The sequence below is a fragment of the Lacisediminihabitans changchengi genome (assembly GCF_016634425.1).
GTDB lineage: Bacteria > Actinomycetota > Actinomycetes > Actinomycetales > Microbacteriaceae > Lacisediminihabitans > Lacisediminihabitans changchengi.
In genome coordinates this window covers 150,604-168,131 of the sequence record NZ_JAEPES010000003.1, presented here as the reverse complement: position 1 = coordinate 168,131, position 17,528 = coordinate 150,604, and the positions used below count along the sequence as shown (strand labels likewise).

16 protein-coding genes are annotated in these 17,528 nt (G+C 65.3%); 12 read left to right on the top strand and 4 right to left on the bottom strand.

Features of this window, described 5'->3' with window-relative positions; all coding sequences use genetic code 11:
* The first annotated feature begins 153 nt into the window (after positions 1-153).
* The gene (locus IV501_RS09145) at positions 154-1,293 is read left to right on the top strand and encodes a glycerate kinase (RefSeq protein ID WP_200555471.1); all 1,140 of its coding nucleotides are present in this window, start codon (positions 154-156) and stop codon (positions 1,291-1,293) included.
* 46 nt (positions 1,294-1,339) lie between these two features.
* Here the strand turns inward: IV501_RS09145 and IV501_RS09140 are convergent, their stop codons facing one another.
* Positions 1,340-2,326 carry a helix-turn-helix transcriptional regulator gene (locus IV501_RS09140; RefSeq protein ID WP_200555341.1) on the bottom strand — a complete coding sequence of 329 codons (987 nt, stop codon included), beginning with the start codon at positions 2,324-2,326 and terminating at the stop codon, positions 1,340-1,342.
* A 280-nt stretch (positions 2,327-2,606) separates the two neighbouring features.
* Here IV501_RS09140 and IV501_RS09135 point away from each other — a divergent pair, with 280 nt between their 5' ends.
* From IV501_RS09135 to IV501_RS09120, 4 genes are all read left to right on the top strand, one after another.
* Positions 2,607-5,183, top strand: a complete 2,577-nt coding sequence (locus tag IV501_RS09135) for a X2-like carbohydrate binding domain-containing protein (protein WP_200555342.1) — start codon at positions 2,607-2,609, stop codon at positions 5,181-5,183.
* A 157-nt stretch (positions 5,184-5,340) separates the two neighbouring features.
* Positions 5,341-5,766, top strand: a complete 426-nt coding sequence (locus IV501_RS09130; protein ID WP_200555343.1) for a VOC family protein — start codon at positions 5,341-5,343, stop codon at positions 5,764-5,766.
* Positions 5,767-5,791: 25 nt separating this feature from the next.
* On the top strand, positions 5,792-6,199 hold the full coding sequence (locus IV501_RS09125; protein ID WP_307812192.1) for a YchJ family protein: 408 nt from the start codon (positions 5,792-5,794) through the stop codon (positions 6,197-6,199).
* A gap of 56 nt (positions 6,200-6,255) precedes the next feature.
* Positions 6,256-7,521: an alpha-hydroxy-acid oxidizing protein gene (locus IV501_RS09120; RefSeq protein WP_200555345.1), complete on the top strand. Its 1,266-nt coding sequence runs from the start codon at positions 6,256-6,258 to the stop codon at positions 7,519-7,521.
* Here the strand turns inward: IV501_RS09120 and IV501_RS09115 are convergent.
* Together IV501_RS09115 and trpD are read right to left on the bottom strand one after the other, a co-directional pair.
* Positions 7,518-7,877, bottom strand: a complete 360-nt coding sequence (locus IV501_RS09115; RefSeq protein WP_200555346.1) for a TraR/DksA family transcriptional regulator — start codon at positions 7,875-7,877, stop codon at positions 7,518-7,520. The genes IV501_RS09120 and IV501_RS09115 overlap by 4 nt on opposite strands.
* 30 nt (positions 7,878-7,907) lie before the next feature.
* On the bottom strand, positions 7,908-8,960 hold the full coding sequence (trpD, locus tag IV501_RS09110) for an anthranilate phosphoribosyltransferase (RefSeq protein ID WP_200555347.1): 1,053 nt from the start codon (positions 8,958-8,960) through the stop codon (positions 7,908-7,910).
* 39 nt (positions 8,961-8,999) lie between these two features.
* Between trpD and ctaE the strand changes: the two genes are divergently transcribed.
* The 6 genes from ctaE (at position 9,000) to istB (ending at position 16,204) form a co-directional block, all read left to right on the top strand.
* A complete protein-coding gene (gene ctaE, locus IV501_RS09105; protein ID WP_200555348.1) occupies positions 9,000-9,668 on the top strand; it encodes an aa3-type cytochrome oxidase subunit III in 669 nt (222 codons plus the stop codon).
* A 57-nt stretch (positions 9,669-9,725) separates the two neighbouring features.
* Positions 9,726-10,547, top strand: coding sequence for a cytochrome bc1 complex diheme cytochrome c subunit (gene qcrC / locus IV501_RS09100; RefSeq protein WP_200555349.1), 822 nt, complete (start codon positions 9,726-9,728; stop codon positions 10,545-10,547).
* Between the two features lie 78 nt (positions 10,548-10,625).
* Positions 10,626-11,693 (top strand): cytochrome bc1 complex Rieske iron-sulfur subunit, encoded by a 1,068-nt coding sequence (qcrA, locus tag IV501_RS09095; RefSeq protein ID WP_200555350.1) that lies wholly within the window; start codon positions 10,626-10,628, stop codon positions 11,691-11,693.
* Positions 11,690-13,321 carry a cytochrome bc1 complex cytochrome b subunit gene (qcrB, locus tag IV501_RS09090; protein ID WP_200555351.1) on the top strand — a complete coding sequence of 544 codons (1,632 nt, stop codon included), beginning with the start codon at positions 11,690-11,692 and terminating at the stop codon, positions 13,319-13,321. The genes qcrA and qcrB overlap by 4 nt, the downstream gene beginning before the upstream one ends.
* 397 nt (positions 13,322-13,718) lie before the next feature.
* Positions 13,719-15,395: an IS21 family transposase gene (gene istA, locus IV501_RS09085; protein ID WP_200555352.1), complete on the top strand. Its 1,677-nt coding sequence runs from the start codon at positions 13,719-13,721 to the stop codon at positions 15,393-15,395.
* Complete coding sequence (gene istB / locus IV501_RS09080; RefSeq protein WP_200555353.1) at positions 15,392-16,204, top strand: IS21-like element helper ATPase IstB; 813 nt, start codon at positions 15,392-15,394, stop codon at positions 16,202-16,204. The genes istA and istB overlap by 4 nt, the downstream gene beginning before the upstream one ends.
* A 19-nt stretch (positions 16,205-16,223) precedes the next feature.
* On the opposite strand, the gene IV501_RS09075 is transcribed toward istB, so the two are convergent.
* A complete protein-coding gene (locus IV501_RS09075) occupies positions 16,224-16,616 on the bottom strand; it encodes a VOC family protein (RefSeq protein ID WP_200555354.1) in 393 nt (130 codons plus the stop codon).
* Positions 16,617-16,940: 324 nt separating this feature from the next.
* Between IV501_RS09075 and IV501_RS09070 the strand changes: the two genes are divergently transcribed.
* Positions 16,941-17,195 carry a hypothetical protein gene (locus tag IV501_RS09070; protein WP_200555355.1) on the top strand — a complete coding sequence of 85 codons (255 nt, stop codon included), beginning with the start codon at positions 16,941-16,943 and terminating at the stop codon, positions 17,193-17,195.
* Positions 17,196-17,528: the final 333 nt, after the last annotated feature.

Sequence of the window (17,528 nt, the reverse complement as noted above, 5' to 3'; positions counted from 1 at the left end):
CCGCACCTCCCGGGAAGATCGGGGTCGTCGCTGCCTACCATGGAGAAATCGATCGACCGCCCCGAAAGGACAGCTGGCCATGCCCGAGACGACGAAGTCTGAGAAGGCGATCGCCGCCCTCGCGACGAAGGCGGTGCACTGATCCGCGGCGCGATTCGCCGACGCATCGTCATCGCCCCCGACTCCTTCAAGGGCAGCGCGACCGCGAGCGAGATAGCGGAGGCCATCGCGGCCGGCTGGCACTCCGTGCGCGCCGACGATGACCTGGTCCTGCGACCGATGGCCGACGGGGGCGAGGGCACCATGGCTGCGATCGTTGCCGCGGTAGACGACTCGCGACTAATGCCGATCACGGTCGACGGCCCCGACGATCGCCCCGTCCACACCCACTGGGCACTGCTCCCGGGCGGCATCGGGGTGGTCGAGCTCGCCAACACCAGCGGACTCGGTCTGCTCGATCCACTCCGCCCCTTCCATGCCCACACCCGCGGGTTCGGGCAGGCGATCGCGGCGGCGCTCGAGGCGGGCGTCTCACAGCTGCAGCTCGCCATCGGCGGCAGTTCGTCGTCCGACGGCGGGGTCGGCGCCCTGCGGGCACTCGGCGCACGGTTCGTCGATGCCCACGGCGCCGAGACACCGGACGGGAACGCGGGGCTCGCCACCCTGGCCGCCGTTCAGCTCGACGGGCTCCGCGCCCTGCCCGTCGGCGGAGTGCAGGTTCTCACCGACGTCCGCAGTCCGCTGCTCGGCGAGACGGGTGCGTCGTACGTTTTCGGCGCTCAGAAGGGCGCATCGGCTGACGATCTTCCGCTGCTCGAACGCAACCTCGGCAACCTGCTCAGCGTGATCAGACAGACCAGCATCATCAGCCAGACCAGCACGGATGCCGTGGCCCTGAGCACGCGCGCCGGGGCCGGCGCGGCGGGCGGCACCGGGTTCGGGCTCTCGCTCTGGGGTGCGACAAGCAGCTCGGGAGCGGACTCGGTGGCGCAACTGATCGGGCTGGACGAGGCCATACGCGACACAGATCTCGTCGTCACCGGCGAGGGCCGCTTCGATGAGCAGACCGGGGAAGGCAAGGTCGTCGACCGCGTGCGAGCAACGGCCGACGCGCATGGCGTGCCCACCGCGCTCGTCGCCGGGCTGATCTCCGCGGCCGCTGTCGGGTTCGCCGCGAGCACCTCGTTGACGGCGCTGGCGGGTTCGGGCGCCGCGGCCTACGCCGATCCGCTCACCTGGGCACGGGTCGCCGGGGCCGAACTTGCCAAGCGGTTCGAGCGCGAATTCGACTGAATCGCGGGCACCGGCGCGAGTATCCAGCCAGCACGGTGAGCACGGCCTACTGGCGTCTCGCTGCCGATCGATGCCCCTGCGACGCCGCGCTATACCGGCCCGCAAGCAGTACACAGGCCGCGGACAGTTCCGGCGGACCGATCACTTCGATGTCGGCATCGAACCGTCCGAGAGAGGCAGCCAATGCCACCCACGACCACGACCCCGTATCAAGGCGGCATCGTTCGGGCCCGAGATCTTCGACCGCTCCGTCACCGGCGAAAGCAAGAACCTCCCAGGCCGGCAGACTGAGAATGACCGAACCATTGCACGGCCATGCCGTGCCCTGCACAGACCCGCGAAATCGCGCCGACACCAAATCCTGCACGCTTTCTGCCGGCATGGTACGCGGGACGAATCGCGGTCCCGTGGGGGTGCGCGGAGTCACGCGGTCTATGCGAAAGGTGCGCCAGTCGTCGCGGTCGAGATCCCAGGCGATGAGATACCAGCGCTCCTGTCGCGCGACGAGGTGGTGAGGCTCGACCCTGCGCGGCGCCTTCTCCGCGTCGCCGCCATCCGCGTAGTCGAAGCGGAGCACCTCGCCGGCTCGGATCGCCGCCGAGACGGCGATGAGCACATCCGGACTCGCTTCCTCGACATCCGGCCGGGTGCTGACGGCGGTGAACTGCAACGCGTCGAGACGGTGCCGTAGCCGCTGGGGCATCACCTGGCGCACCGTGGTGAGTGCCCGCATTGCCGCCTCTTCGACCCCGGCACCGGCGACGGTCGCGGCCTGCAGTGCCACTGCCAGAGCGATGACCTGATCGTCGTCGAACAGCAACGGCGGCAGCTCGCTCCCGGCATCGAGCCGGTAGCCGCCATCCGGTCCCTTGATCGCCCGAATGCGATACCCCAGCTCGCGCAGGCGATCGACGTCGCGCCGCACCGTTCGCGGGCTGATCTCGAGACGATCGGCGAGCACAGCTCCCGACCAGTCCCGGCGCGATTGCAACAGGGAGAGCAGGAGTAGAAGCCGCGAAGTGGTCGACGTCACGACATCAGAGTACGGGTAATAGCGGACAGAAACGGCCCTCTACTGCTGTCACGACGGCGACAATCCAGGGCATCAGCACGTGTTCCCCTCCCCCAGCTGAGGCATGTCCCTCTTGTGCTGCACGTCTCGGCGTGATTTATTAACGTCGTCAAGTAATAGCGCGGCGGGCAACTTCGGGGATGTTGTCGCCCTCCGCCGGCGCTCGACACCGTCACCGCTGACGGACCGACACAGCGGCAACGACGCCGTCCGGCGTCGGGCTGCCGGAACAAGGGGAAACATGACACACCGGAAGAAATCTGCGGTCGTGGCGGTAGGAGCAGCCACTGCCATCGCCCTCGCTCTCGGGCTCGCAGGCAACGCCAGCGCCTTCGCGACCACATCGACACCAGTCGCAACATCGACAGCGTCACCGACTCCGACACCGACTCCGACTCCGACCGCAACCGCAACACCGACACCGACACCGACCGCCACGTCCACGAGCAGCCCGGCCCCGACATCCGTCAGCACGGCCGCGCCGGATGACAGCGCGGCGAAGAAGCCGACCCCGAAGCCCCCGAGTAACGAGCTCGCGCTCACGCCGTACATGGGCTGGAGCAGCTACAGCCAGCAGGTCTACACCGGTAACGGCAAGTGGATCACCGCGGCGAACATCATCGCCCAGTCCGACGCGATGCACGCGAAGCTGCAGAAGGCCGGGTACAACTACATCAACGTCGACTCCGGCTGGAACGGTAGCAGTGACGAGTACGGTCGCCCGGTGCCGAGCACGGAGCTCTACCCCGATGGCCTGCAGAAGGTCATCGACCATGTGCACGCGAACGGCCAGAAGTTCGGGCTGTACTTCATCCCCGGCATCTCGCCCTCGCTGTACACCAACCCGGTGCCGATCTTCGGTGCCCCCGGCTGCAACACCCACGACATCGTGAAGCAGCCGATCCAGCAGGCTGACTACTGGGGTATCGGCTACCGCATCGACTTCAGCAACCCATGCGCGCAGAAATACATCGACTCCATCGCCGACCAGCTGAAGTCGTGGGGTGTCAACTTCGTCAAATTCGACAGCGTCACACCGGGGTCCGGCGTCAGCGACCTCTCGCTCGATGCCCGCGATGACGTCGCCGCCTGGTCGAAGGCTCTCAAAGAACGCAACATATGGTTCGAACTCTCCTGGGCTGTCGACATCAATTACGCCGACTACTGGAAGGAGAAAGCCGACGGCTATCGCGTCGAGTGGGACGTCGAGTGCTACTGCGGCAACGAAGCACTCACCCAGTGGGACAACATCGCTCGCCTGTTCCCCCGAGCCGCCGATTGGTGGCGTCACGGCGGACCCGGCGGCTTCACCGACTTCGACTCGCTGGATGTCGGCAACGGCACCATGGACGGCCTCACTCAGGATGAGCGTCGCACCGCCACCACGCTCTGGGCCATCGAGGCCGCGCCGATGTACACCGGTGATGACCTGACCACGCTCGACTCCTTCGGGATCGGTCTGCTCACCAATAAGGAGGTCGTCGCCATCAACCAGGCCGCGACGCCGGCCCAGCCGGTATCCACCGCGACGAAGAAGCAGGTCTGGTACGCGCTCAATGCAGACGGCACGTACACGGTGGCTCTGTTCAACCTCGGGCGAGCGGATGCCGACATCACCGCGAACTGGTCGGATCTGGGTCTCGACGGCGCAGCCAAGGTCCGCGACCTCTGGGCCGGCAAGGACCTCGGGACATTCGCCTCGTCGTACACCGGCCAGACGATCCCGATTCATGGGGTGCGACTGCTCAAGGTCACCCCGACCAAGAAGGCAGCGCTGACCGTCAACGACGACTCGCTGCGGGTCAGCTACGACGGCACTTGGACGCGCAACGACAACAAGGAGGTCGCACCGACCTCGCAGGCGCTCACCGTGAAGGTCGGCGACTCGTCGACGGGCGCGTCGATGTCTGCGGCCACGGCCGGGACATCCGTCGCCGTCAACGATGACAATCCCTCCATCGTCTACTCGGGAGCCTGGGGCCAGAGCACCGGCCGCGGACTCGGCGACTACAACAACGATGTCCACTACACCGAGGCGAACGACGCCTCGTTCCAGTACACGTTCCAGGGCACCGGGATCGATTACGTCACCGAGACCGACTCCTCCGAGGGCGATGTCGACATCTATATCGACGGTTCGTTCCAGAAGACCGTGAGCACGCATCTCGAGCCGGGGCAGCCCCGCGCAGCACAGGTGGTCGCGTTCAGTGCATCCGGCCTGCCGGACGGGAGCCACACCATCCGCGCGGTGAAGAAGTCGGGCGACTACATGCTGCTCGACAAGCTCGACGTCACTCAGGTCAGTCTCCTGAGCGCCACGACCGCCGCCTTCGACACGGCAGCGCCGAAGAATGTCTCCGTGGACGTGACGCGAGATCCGGGAGAGCTGGCCGGGTTGAGCGTGAAGGGCACCGCGCTGAAGAAGGACGCGGATTACACCGTGTCCGGTAGCACGGTCACCATCATGAAGGCGTACCTGGCCACACTTCCCTCGGGTGATGCCGCGATCGATTTCGCGTTCAAGGGCGACCTGCACGGTGATGTGCACTCCACGACCACCAATGGGGATTCCGTGACGTTCGAATTCTCGGGCACGGGCGTCTCGTGGAACGGCCCCACCGCACCAGACCAAGGCGCGGCCGAGGTGCGCATCGACGGCACGCTCGTGAAGACCGTCGACGTGAAGAGCGCGACCCGTCTCACCGGTCAGAAGCTGTTCTCGTCGCGCGACCTGCAGGGCGGCAAGCACAGCGTCACGATCACCAAGAAGTCAGGTGAGGTGCTGCGCCAAGATGCCTTCAGTTACACGATTCGGTAGTCGATTCAGACTCTGACGACTCGCTTCTGACCAAGAGAGCGCCGGGTCCCGCAAGTAGCTCGCGGGACCCGGTCTTTCAGTAGAGGACGGAAGGCGTCCTCTACTGCGGTGAATATCGATGTGTCGGGAACTCCCCGACACGATCACAGGAGCGCACATGTCTGTCACCACTACCCCTCACCTCAACTTCCGCGGCACCGCCAAAGCCGCTCTCGACTTCTACCACTCGGTCTTCGGCGGGCAGCTGATCGCGTTCACCAACGAGCAGGCCTTCAGCGTTGAGCGTCCCGACGAGGCGCAGCAGATCAAGTTCGGCCAGGTGATCGGCGACGACGGCTTCCAGATCATGGCCTACGACGTTCCAGCGAGCCTGTCGTACGACCAGGGCGACAGGTCGTCGTTCGTCTCGGTGCGCGGCGATTCGGTCGACGAGATCACCTCACTCTGGGCGAAGCTCTCCGTGGGATCCACTGTCCTCTCCGACCTCGCGCCATCGGCCTTCTCCCCCGCCTACGGAATGCTCAAGGATGCCTTCGGAGTGGTCTGGGTTCTCGACGTCGCGGTTGCCTACGCCCCCGCGTGAGCCTGGTCGACTTCAGAATGGAGAGGTGCTCCCCTCCCCCTCCTCCCTCTCGGCTACCGCTCGCTGCCCCTGCCTAAGCGGCAACGTGTACGGCGACTGCTGCGGTCCGATCCATCGCGGCGATGCGGTCGCCCCCACCGCCGAGCGGCTGATGCGCTCGCGATTCTCGGCCTTCGCGCTGGGACTGCCGCAGTATCTGCTCGACTCCTGGCATCCGTCGACCCGTCCCGCGACCCTCGACCTCGATGACGGCCTGCGCTGGCAGCTGCTCGAGATCCTTCGCACCGTCAATGGCGGTCCGTTCGATACCGTCGGCACCGTCGAGTTCCGCGCGACCTACCGAGCGGGCGGTGAGCGCGGGGAGCTTCGCGAGACGAGCACGTTCACCCGCGACGGCAAGCGCTGGTTCTACGTCGACGGCGTTATCGACTGACCTGAACTGTCCCGGTCCGGGCACAATGGACCCGTCCTCCGAGGAAGAAGTGTGACGTGGCAATTGGCAGGAACACCCAGTCCGCGATCTTTCGGGACGGTGCAATTGGACGACTCCCGCTCGTGCCGACGGCGTGGGCAGAGCTCGAGGGTCGGGCGCACCAGGCCATGTCCCGCCGGGCTTGGGCCTACGTCGCGGGTTCAGCCGGCAACGAGTCGACCACCGCCGCGAACCGGGCGGCGCTGGATCGCTGGCGGATCGTCCCGCGGGTGCTCAGAGACGTCGAACACCGCGACCTGTCCGTCGAGCTGTTCGGACACCGATACCCATCTCCGATTCTCGCCGCGCCGGTCGGGGTGCTCGGCCTGGTGCGTCCCCACGGCGACCTCGACATCGCCCGTGCGGCCGCAGCGCTCGGAGTGCCATACATCCTCTCCACCCAGGCGTCGGTACCGATGGAGCGGGTAGTCGCCGCGATGGGCCACGCCCCGCACTGGTACCAGTTGTACTGGTCGAGCTCCGACGATCTGGTCGAATCGCTGGTCTCCCGCGCCGAGGCCTCCGGGGCACAGGCCATCGTCGTCACCCTCGACACCCACCTGCTGGGCTGGCGCCCGCGCGATCTCGACCTCGGGTACCTCCCCTTCGCCCACGGCGAGGGCATCGCTCAATACACCAGCGATCCGGTGTTCGCCCGACTGGTCGACGAACGGATGAGTGCCGCTCCCGACTCGCCACGGCCCAGGATCACCCCGCAGACGATCCGCACACTGGTCGACATCACGCGTAATCACCCCGGAGCATTCAGGTCGAACCTGCGCTCGCGGCGGCCGCGGGCATCCGTCGACACCTTCCTCGATGTGTTCTCGCGCTCGAGCCTCACCTGGGAGAACCTGGCGTTCCTGCGCGGGCGCACCAGTCTGCCGATTCTGCTCAAGGGCGTGCAGCATCCGGATGACGCGACGCGCGCCGTCGCGGAGGGCGTCGACGGCATCATCGTCTCCAATCACGCCGGACGGCAGATCGACGACGCGCTCGGGTCGCTCGATGCCCTCCCCGGCATCGTCGAGCGGGTCGACGGGGCGATCCCGGTGCTGTTCGACAGCGGCGTGCGGTCGGGTGCGGATGTCTTCGTGGCCATGGCCCTCGGAGCGACCGCGGTCTGCGTGGGCCGCGCGTACACATACGGTCTCGCCATCGCCGGGCAACGCGGGGCCGCCGAGGTACTGCGCAACCTGATTGCTGAGTTCGACATCACGCTCGGCCTCTCCGGCAACGCGCGGGCGGACTCCATCCCCCGGGATGCGGTGGCCAGGGTCTAACGCTCGAGTTCGCGCGCACACTCGATGCAGTGCACGGCCTCCGGTCGCGCTCGCAGCCGGTCGAGCCCGATCGACAGCCCACAGCGGATGCACGCGCCGTACGTACCCGCCTCCATCCGGTCGAGCGCCTCCTCGATGGCCACGCGTTGCACGGCTGCGGCGCGGGCAAGCCCATCCAGCCGCGACCAGTCGGACGACAGGGTCGAGCCCTCGGGGTCGTGCTCGTCGTCGACCGAATCGGCACGGGCACCGCGCACCTGCGCGAGTTCGACCCCGACCGCCATCGCGCGGTGCTCGGCCGCGAGAAGCCGATCCTCGAGCAGTGTGGCGAGTTCCGCACTCTCCTCGGGTGTCATCGCGCCCCTCTGCTCCTGTCCGCTCCGGGACTACGCGTTGGTCGCGGCCACCCACTGATCGAGCTTCTCGGTCGCCGCGCCGGAGTCGATGACCGACGCAGCGATGGCCAGCTTCTCGCGGAACCGGGTGACGATCGGGATCTGCAACTGCGCCGGGTCTTTCGCCAGGTCGAACGCGACCAGACCAGCCGCTGCGTTCAACAGCACTATGTCCCTGACCGGGCCACGTTCCCCACCGAGCACCGCGCGAGCCACCGCGGCGTTGTGCACGGCATCTCCGCCAAGCAGGTCGGTGATCTTCGCGCGCGGGATGCCGAGCTCCAGCGGATCGAGGTCGTGCTCGGTCACAGAACCGCGGGAGACCTCCCAGATGTGGCTGTGTCCGGTGGTTGTCAGCTCATCCAGTCCATCGTCGCCGCGGAAGACCAGCGCGGTCGCGCCTCGCGTGCGGAATACGCCGACGATCAACGGCACCTTCTCGAGGCTCGCCACACCGACCGCATTGGCCTCGCAGCGGGCAGGATTGCAGAGCGGGCCAAGAAAGTTGAACACGGTCGGAATGCCGAGTTCCTTGCGCACAGCCCCGGCGTGGCCGAATCCGGGGTGGAACATTGCTGCGTAGGCGAACGTGATCCCCGTCTCGGTCAGCACCTCTGCGACGCGCTCGGGCCGAATATCGAGATCAATACCCAACGCGCCGAGAACATCCGACGATCCGGAGGCTGAACTCGCCGCCCGATTACCGTGCTTGATAAGTGGGACTCCGGATGCCGCGGCCACCACGCTCGCCATGGTCGACACGTTCACCGTGCCGAATCTGTCTCCGCCCGTTCCGACGATGTCGAGGGCCATCGGATCGACGCTGAGCGGGAGCGAATACTCGAGAATCGCGTCGCGGAAGCCGACGATCTCGTCGACCGTCTCGCCTTTCGACCGGAGCGCAACCAGAAAACCGGCCAGCTGAGCAGGAGTCGCCTCGCCCGCCATCACTTGCTGCATGGCCCATGATGCTTCACTGATCGACAGGTCCTCGCCCCCTAGGAGCGCGCTGAGCAAAGTGGGCCAAGTGGGGTCAGAAACCATGGTTGCGATCCTACTAATTCGGTCGATCCGGCCGGACCTATGCGAAACAGAGCGAACGAAATCGGCCATAATGGACTTGTGACCAGCACCTCTGTCTCCGCCTCAATAGGGGCCCCTGTCGTCAACCGACCGAGCGTTGTCGCGGTCGGGACCATCGTGTGGCTCGGCAGCGAGGTGATGTTCTTCGCCGGCCTGTTCGCGATCTACTTCACGCTTCGCTCCACGTCCCCGGGATTGTGGAACGCCGAAGCGCCTCACCTCAATGTGCCGTACGCACTTGTGAACACCCTGATCCTGGTGTCGTCGTCGTTCACCGCTCAGTTCGGCGTGTTCGCTGCGGAGCGTCTGCAGAAGAAGCGCACCAGCTGGAACCCGGCTCACTGGGGCATGGTCGAGTGGTTCTTCGTCACGTACGTGCTCGGCGCGATCTTCGTCACCGGCCAGGTCTTCGAGTACGCGAACCTCGTCAGCGAGGGCGTGACGATGCAGTCGAACTCCTACGGTTCCGCGTTCTACCTCACCACCGGTTTCCACGCGCTGCACGTGACCGGCGGCCTCATCGCGATGCTGCTGATCATCGGGCGAGCGTTCGCTGTCAAGAACTTCGGTCACAAAGAAGCGACCTCAACCATCGTCGTGTCGTACTACTGGCACTTCGTCGATGTCGTCTGGATCGGTCTGTTCCTCGTCATCTACATCTTGAAATAGTCGGCACCCTAGATCTATGAATACTCCGGTCTACTAACCCCAAGGACGCAGCACAGCATGGCGAATTCCAGCACAGCGACTCGTCGCAACCGGTCGAAAGGCCGCCGTCACCCGCTCGCTACGGTCGCACTGATCGTTATCGGGCTCGTGTCGACGGGTGGTGCATACGCGCTGTTCACCGGCACGGCCAATGCGGAGACTCAGCAGGCGTCGACGGCGTCCAAGCAGTCAAGCATCGAAGAGGGCAAGAAGCTCTTCGCCTCGAACTGCGCTACCTGCCACGGGCTCAGCGCCCAGGGCGTCACCGGCGTCGGTCCCAGCCTGTACGGCGTCGGCGCGGCAGCGGTCAGCTTCCAGGTCGGCACCGGCCGCATGCCGCTCGCCAATCAGGGCCCGCAGGCCGAGCAAAAGCCGGTGCAGTTCACCGCGGAGCAGACCACGGCTCTTGCCGACTACATCTCTAGCCTCGCGCCCGGCCCCGGCATCCCCTCCTCCAAGTACACCTCGGGCAAGGGCGACGCTTCCACCGGTGCCGAGCTGTTCCGCATCAACTGTGCAATGTGCCACAACGTGGCCGGCGCTGGCGGAGCACTCACCGAAGGCAAGTTCGCTCCCGCCCTCACCGGCGTGACCGGCGAGCACATCTACGAGGCGATGGTCACCGGGCCGCAGAACATGCCGGTGTTCAACGACAAGAACATCACGCCCGCGCAGAAGGCCGACATCATCAGCTACCTCAAGTATCTGGACAAGAACCCGTCGCCCGGCGGCTTCGAGCTCGGAAACCTCGGCCCGGTCGCTGAAGGTCTGTTCATCTGGATCTTCGGCCTCGGCGCGGTAGTCGGCGTCACGATTTGGATCGCCGCCAAGGCGAGCTAGCACCACAGCACCAGCTCTACCCACAACTTCACGCACTCTGCAATGACAGAAGCACCAGCACCAACCGAAGGGAAGCCAATGGCACACGACGACGGCGGCACAACCGCCGCTGCCGGCTCGGACGTCGAGAAGATCGGTCAGTCGACGATCTCGGGTGGCACGGCCGTGATCGCGCCTGACCTCCCGCAGAACCCCGGCCTCCCGCCGCACCGGCTCCGCGTCACCGACCTCGACCCGAAAGCCGCCAAGGTCGCGGAACGCCGCGTGTACACGCTGTTCTATGTGTCGATCGTCGGCAGCATTTTCGCCGTCGCCGCCTACGCCGCTTTCCCGATCAAGCCGGGCGACCCCGGCTCGGTGCGCCTCAACACCGTCTTCCTCGGTATGGGTATCGCGCTTGGGCTGCTCTCGCTCGGTATCGGTGCCATCTACTGGGCCAAGAACCTCATGCGCGGCGACGAGATCAGCGAATCCCGTCACTTCACCAGCGAACGCGTCGCAAGCCGCGAACGCGCCGTCGAGATCTTCAAAGAGGGAAACCAGGAGTCCGGTTTCGGCCGTCGCTCGCTGATTCGCAACAGCCTCATCGGCGCCCTACTCGCCTTCCCGCTTCCCGGAATCGTGCTGTTCCGCGGTCTCGCACCCGATCACAGCCCGGTACCAGCACTCGAGCACACTCTCTGGGCGAAGGGCACGCGTCTGACGCATGACCCCAGCGGCGCCCCGATCAAGGCCTCCGACGTCACTTTGGGATCGGCGTTCCACGTCATCCCCGAGGGACTTCTGGAGAAGGAAGACATGCTGGAGCAGAAAGCCAAAGCGGCCGTGCTCCTCATGCGTCTGAAGCCCGAAGACCTCAACGTGTCTAAGGGTCGCGAGAATTGGAACTACGACGGAATCGTCGCCTATTCGAAGATCTGCACGCACGTCGGGTGCCCGGTGGCGCTCTACGAGCAGCAGACCCACCACCTGCTGTGCCCGTGCCACTCGTCCACCTTCGACGTGACCAACGAGTGTGAGGTCATCTTCGGACCGGCCGCACGCCCACTTCCGCAGCTACCGATCACGGTCGACAGCGAGGGTTACCTCGTCGCCCGCAGTGATTTCCACGAGCCCGTCGGCCCGAGTTTCTGGGAGCGTTCATGACCGTCTCAACCGCAACACAGCCGGAAACACCCGTCGCCGCGGCGAATAACCGTGGTGCACGCTTCACGGCAGCCGCCGCGAACTACATCGACGAGCGCACCAGCATCTCCGGTCTGGTCCGCGAAGTAGGCCGCAAGATCTTCCCCGATCACTGGTCGTTCATGCTCGGCGAGGTGGCGCTCTACAGCTTCATCGTCATCCTGCTCTCGGGAACGTTCCTAACGTTCTTCTTCCAGCCGTCGATGGCCGAGGTCGTATACAACGGTTCGTACGTGCCTCTGAAGGGCATCGAGATGTCGGCAGCATATGCGTCATCTCTCAACATCTCCTTCGACATCCGCGGCGGACTGCTGTTCCGCCAGGTGCACCACTGGGCCGCGCTGCTCTTCATCGCGTCCATCGGCCTGCACATGCTGCGCGTGTACTTCACGGGCGCGTTCCGTAAGCCGCGCGAGATCAACTGGGTGATCGGCTTCACGCTGTTCATCCTGGCGATGGCCGAGGGCTTCACCGGCTACTCCCTGCCCGACGACCTGCTTTCCGGTAACGGTCTGCGCATCATCGACGGTCTGATCAAGGGAATCCCGGTCGTTGGCACCTGGATCTCGTACCTGCTGTTCGGCGGCGAGTTCCCGGGAACGAAGCTCGTTGCGCTGTTCTACTCCGTGCACATATTGCTTCTGCCTGCGATTCTCGTGGCGGCGCTCGGCGTGCACATGCTGCTGCTGATCGTCAACAAGCACACCCAGTTCGCCGGCCCCGGTCGCACCGAGCAGAACGTCGTCGGCGTTCCGATCCTCCCGACCTTCGCGGCGAAGGCAGGCGGGTTCTTCTTCGTGGTCTTCGGTGTGATCGTCCTGATTGCCTCGTTCTTCACGATCAACCCGATCTGGACCTACGGGCCATACGACCCCTCCCCCGTGTCTGCTGGTACGCAGCCCGACTGGTACATCGGCTTCGCCGACGGTGCCCTGCGTCTGGTGCCCCCGGGCTGGGAGTTCGTGTGGCTCAACCACACCTGGTCGTTCAACATGATCGTGGTCATCCTCGTGCTGCCGATCTTCCTTGCTGCTGTGGCGTTCTATCCCTTCATCGAGAACTGGATCACCGGCGACAAGCGTGAGCACCACATCGCCGACCGTCCACGCAACGCTCCGGCACGCACTGCCGTCGGTGCTGCTGGTGTGACGTTCTACGCGGTGCTTTGGGCTGCTGCGAGTTCCGACCTGATGGCGACACACTTCAAGATCACTCTTGAGGGCGTCATCCATACCCTGCAGGTTCTGCTCTTCCTCGGTCCGGTGATCGCCTACCAGGTGACCAAGCGGATCTGCCTGGCGCTGCAGAAGAAGGATCGCGAGATTGCGCTCCACGGCTTCGAGTCAGGTCGCATCGTTCGGCTTCCCGGTGGCGAGTACATCGAGGTGCACGAGCAGCTCGACGACTACGAGCGCTGGCGCTTGGTCAGCTTCGACGAGTACACACCGCTGATGGTCCGTCCGGATGCTCACGGTCGAATCTCGCAGGCACAGAAGGTGCGCGCGGGGCTGTCCCGCTGGTTCTTCGAAGACCGCATCGCACCGCCCACCCGCGGTGAAATCGAAGGTGGCGGCCACGGCCACCACTAACGACTGCTGAAACGGATGCCCCGGCTCCCGCGATACGTCGCGAGGAGCCGGGGCATCCGTCGTTAACGACGAAATGTGCGCAGCAGCGCGAACACCATAAAGACCATGCCAACCACGCCGAGGAAGAGCGCTAACGGCTCAGATCTGTGAGAACAGCTACTGGCGCCAGGATCGATTGAGTCCTGCCACCAACCCCCCTGGAACCCGGCGATCATTAGCACGGTGAGCACGCCAACGATCGCCGTGGCGAGAAGTGTCTGTGTCAGCGTTAGTTGGCCCCGGGATGGCGGCCGAAGTCGGCCCCACCTGCAACTCGCCGGGGTCCTTGTGACGGTTTAATCTGGCCCCACCTCACCGTGGTTCCTGTCTGTGTTCGTGACTGACAGGAGGGCCCGGAATGGGGTCGAGAGTGGAGCTGTTCGCAACAATCCGTCGTGACGCCCGTGTCGAGGGGCTCTCCGTCCGAGAGCTTGCTCGCCGGCACGGAGTGCACCGGCGGACGGTGCGTCAAGCGTTGGAGGCAGCGGACCCGCCACCGCGGAAACCGCGGGTGTCGCCGGCGCCGAGGCTGGACCCGTTCAAGACGGCGATCGACGAGATGCTCAAGGTCGATCTTGATGCCCCGAGGAAGCAACGTCACACGACCCGACGGATCTTGGCCCGGCTTGCCGAGGAGCACGGCGCGTCCGAGTTGTCGTATTCGACCGTCCGGGACTACGTCGCGAAACGCCGCCCGGTGATCGATGCCGAAGCAGGCCGGGGCCGGGAGGTGTTCGTCCCGCAGGAGCACGCCCCAGGCGCAGAGGCGGAGGTCGACTTCGGGGAACTCTGGGTAGTGCTGGCCGGCGTGAAAACGAAGTGCCACATGTTCGCGTTCCGCCTCTCGTTCTCCGGGAAAGCGATCCACCGGGTTTATCCGACGCAGGCGCAGGAAGCGTTCCTTGAGGGCCACATCGATGCGTTCGAGGATCTCGGTGGGATCCCGACCCGGCACATCCGTTACGACAACCTCACCGACGCTGTCGCGAAAGTCATCTACGGCACCGGGAGGCAGCGGACGGAGAACCCTCGCTGGGTACTGTTCCGATCTCACTACGGGTTCGATGCGTTCTATTGCCGGCCCGGGATCGAGGGCGCTCACGAGAAGGGCGGCATCGAAGGAGAGGTCGGCCGGTTCCGTCGCACCCATCTGTCTCCGATGCCCGTTGTCGATTCCCTCGCGCAGCTCAACGACAAATGCAGGCAGTGGGATCTCGACGACGAGAACCGGCGGGTGAACGACCGGATCCGCACCGTTGCGCAGGACTTCGCTCTCGAGCGGCCGCTCCTGGCCAAGGTGACGGCGGAACGCTTCGAGCCGGGATTAGCGCTGGCGCCGCGAGTGAACAGGTCAAGCCTTGTCCGGGTCAGGACCGCGAACTACTCCGTTCCTGCTCGGATGATCGGGCGTCCGGTCCGGGTGTCTCTTCGCGCCTCGGAGGTCGTCATTTTTGACGGCCGCACCGAGATTGCGCGCCACTCCCGGGTGGTCGAGATGCATGGGCAGAGCGTGAAACTGGACCACTACCTTGAGGTTCTCCAGCACAAGCCCGGCGCCTTCCCCGGATCAACCGCGTTGGCTCAAGCTCGAGCGTCGGGGGTGTTCACGCCGGCGCATGAGGCATTCTGGGCGGCGGCCCGCAAAACCGACGGCGATGCCGGCGGCACGAAAGCCCTGATTGACGTCCTGCTGCTGCACCGGTCGATGACGGCCGAGGATGTCACCGCGGGGATCACGGCGGCTCACACGGTCGGAGCTGTTACCGCGGACGTTGTCGCTGTCGAGGCGCGTCGCCACGAAGCGCTGGGTGGGTCCAGATTGGGCCGTCCTCTCGTCGAACATGCTCGCGGTCCTGAGCGACGAGTTGTCAGTCTCACTCAGCGCCGCCTCGCCGATCCGGCGGCCGTTATCGCTGGCCTGCCCGCGGACACGAGGCCGCTGCCGTCCGTCGCCGCCTACGACCAGCTGCTGCGCCTGCCCGAGCGAACCGCACCAGTCCCGGAGCCCACCATGAAGAAGGGAACAGCGTCATGACAACCACAACGAGCATCACCACCACCCTCCGGAGACGCAGAGGGCTGACGGAAGAAGCGGCGAACGCCGCGATCGATCAGGCCTGCCGCCGGCTTCGGCTCCCCACCATCCGGGCGGTCGTCGACGAGGCGACCACGGCGGCGCAGAAGGAGCAACTGAGCTACCAAGGGTTCCTGGCCGAGTTGCTGCTGGCGGAGTGCGACGACCGTGACCGCCGCTCCTCCGTCCGCCGCGTCAAAGCCGCCGGGTTCCCTAGGGACAAGTGGCTCGGGGACTTCGACTTCGACGCCAACCCGAACATCAACCCCGCCACCATCAACACCCTCGCCACCGGCGACTGGGTCCGGAAGGGGCGGCCGCTTTGTCTCATCGGTGACTCCGGCACCGGCAAAAGCCACCTCCTTATCGGCCTCGGCACCGCCGCAGCGGAGAAGGGGTTCCGGGTCAAATACACACTCGCCACCAGGCTCGTGAACGAACTCGTCGAGGCGGCCGACGAGAAGAACCTTGCCCGGACCATCGCCCGCTACGGGAGGGTCGACCTGCTGATGATCGACGAACTCGGCTACATGGAACTCGACCGCAGAGGCGCCGAACTCCTCTTCCAGGTCCTGACCGAACGGGAAGAGAACAACTCCATCGCGATCGCTTCTAATGAGTCGTTCTCCGGCTGGACGAAGACGTTCACCGACCCGCGTCTTTGCGCCGCGATCGTGGACCGGCTGACGTTCAACGGCACCATCATCGAAACAGGCACCGACTCCTACCGCCTCGCACACAGCAAACAACAGAGGCAGCATGCCGGATGAGGAGCGGTGTCAGCGCGGCTCACGAAAGGTCGGCGACGATCTCCGTCTTGAACCCCGTCGCGTTTTCGAGCCAACCCGCGTAGTGGTCTTTTCCGCCCGCATGCGGATACCGATCCGAATAGAGGGGCTGCCAGCCATGCGCCGGCGCGTCAGCCATGATCGCGTCGACGGCGGCCTCAGCTGAGGCCTTAAAGGCGAGGTGATTGACACCCACCCGGCGACGATCATGCGTCGACACCGACACATTCGGCGACGTTGTGAGAGTCAGATATGAGCCCCCAGCACTCCAAGACTGGCCCCCGGACCACTCCGCATCCAGAACAAAGTCCAATCGTCCGAGGAGCCAGCCCCACTCGACTCGGGCCTGATCGAAATCCGCGATCCACAACTCCACATGATGAAAACCTGCCATCAAACAAGTCTGTCACCCAGCCTGCCCGCACTCGCCGACGCGACTAGCCGGTCACCACGTGGGGCCAGAGATCTCCGTCACCGTGGGGCCAAGAAACCTTGACATAGTCACTCCATCGTGCATGATCCACTCGCCGCGGTTGGGTGTCGGACTGACCTCGGACAGCGGGGTCCAGTGCTGCACCACTCAGATAACTCTCTCTCGATGGAAGCTACCGGCCCAGCAGAGTTTGAGCGTACCCGCGGCGGCTGACCTCGTGAGAGGCGGCGCAGCAGCGGAGCCGTTATCTGGCGGATGCCAGCAACTCGGCTCAGACTGGGGCGCATGGATTCGCCAAGTCGCTCACGGAGCCGGTGGGACTCCCCCTGGGGCCGGTTCTTCTTCCGCGCCGCAGTGTTCCTGCGCGTGGTCGCTCTTCTGTGCGGCGTCACGATGGGTGGCCTGGTCCTGGCCTACTTGTTACGTAGCGGATGGGCGTCGTTCCTGCTCCCGGCATGCATCGAGGCCGGGGTGATTCTTGCGTTCGGGTTCCTCCTGCAGTTGGTGCCGTTCGCGCGCAACCGGGCGGTTCGGCCTTAACGTTCAGCGCCTGCCAGCTCGGAAGCGTCTGGTTCGCTCACAAGCGACGGAGAAGCACGCCGCAGCAAACAGCCCGGCCGGGACGGCTAAGAACGGGACAACGGCGTGCAAGGCCAGCGTGAGGGAGTTCTGCGTCGGAACAAACGTTGCCGCGAGAGCGAGAATGCAGACGACCAGGTAGACGCCCCATTGGCGGGAGCTGTAGCCGATGACTCGGACCCCGCCGCCGTCGTACCACCACAGTCGCACCGGCTCCGGGATCCTCATGGGTCCTGCCTACTTCGTTTGGCGAACGTAGAGCACTAGTGCCCCAAAGAGCCGACAGCCGTTCCT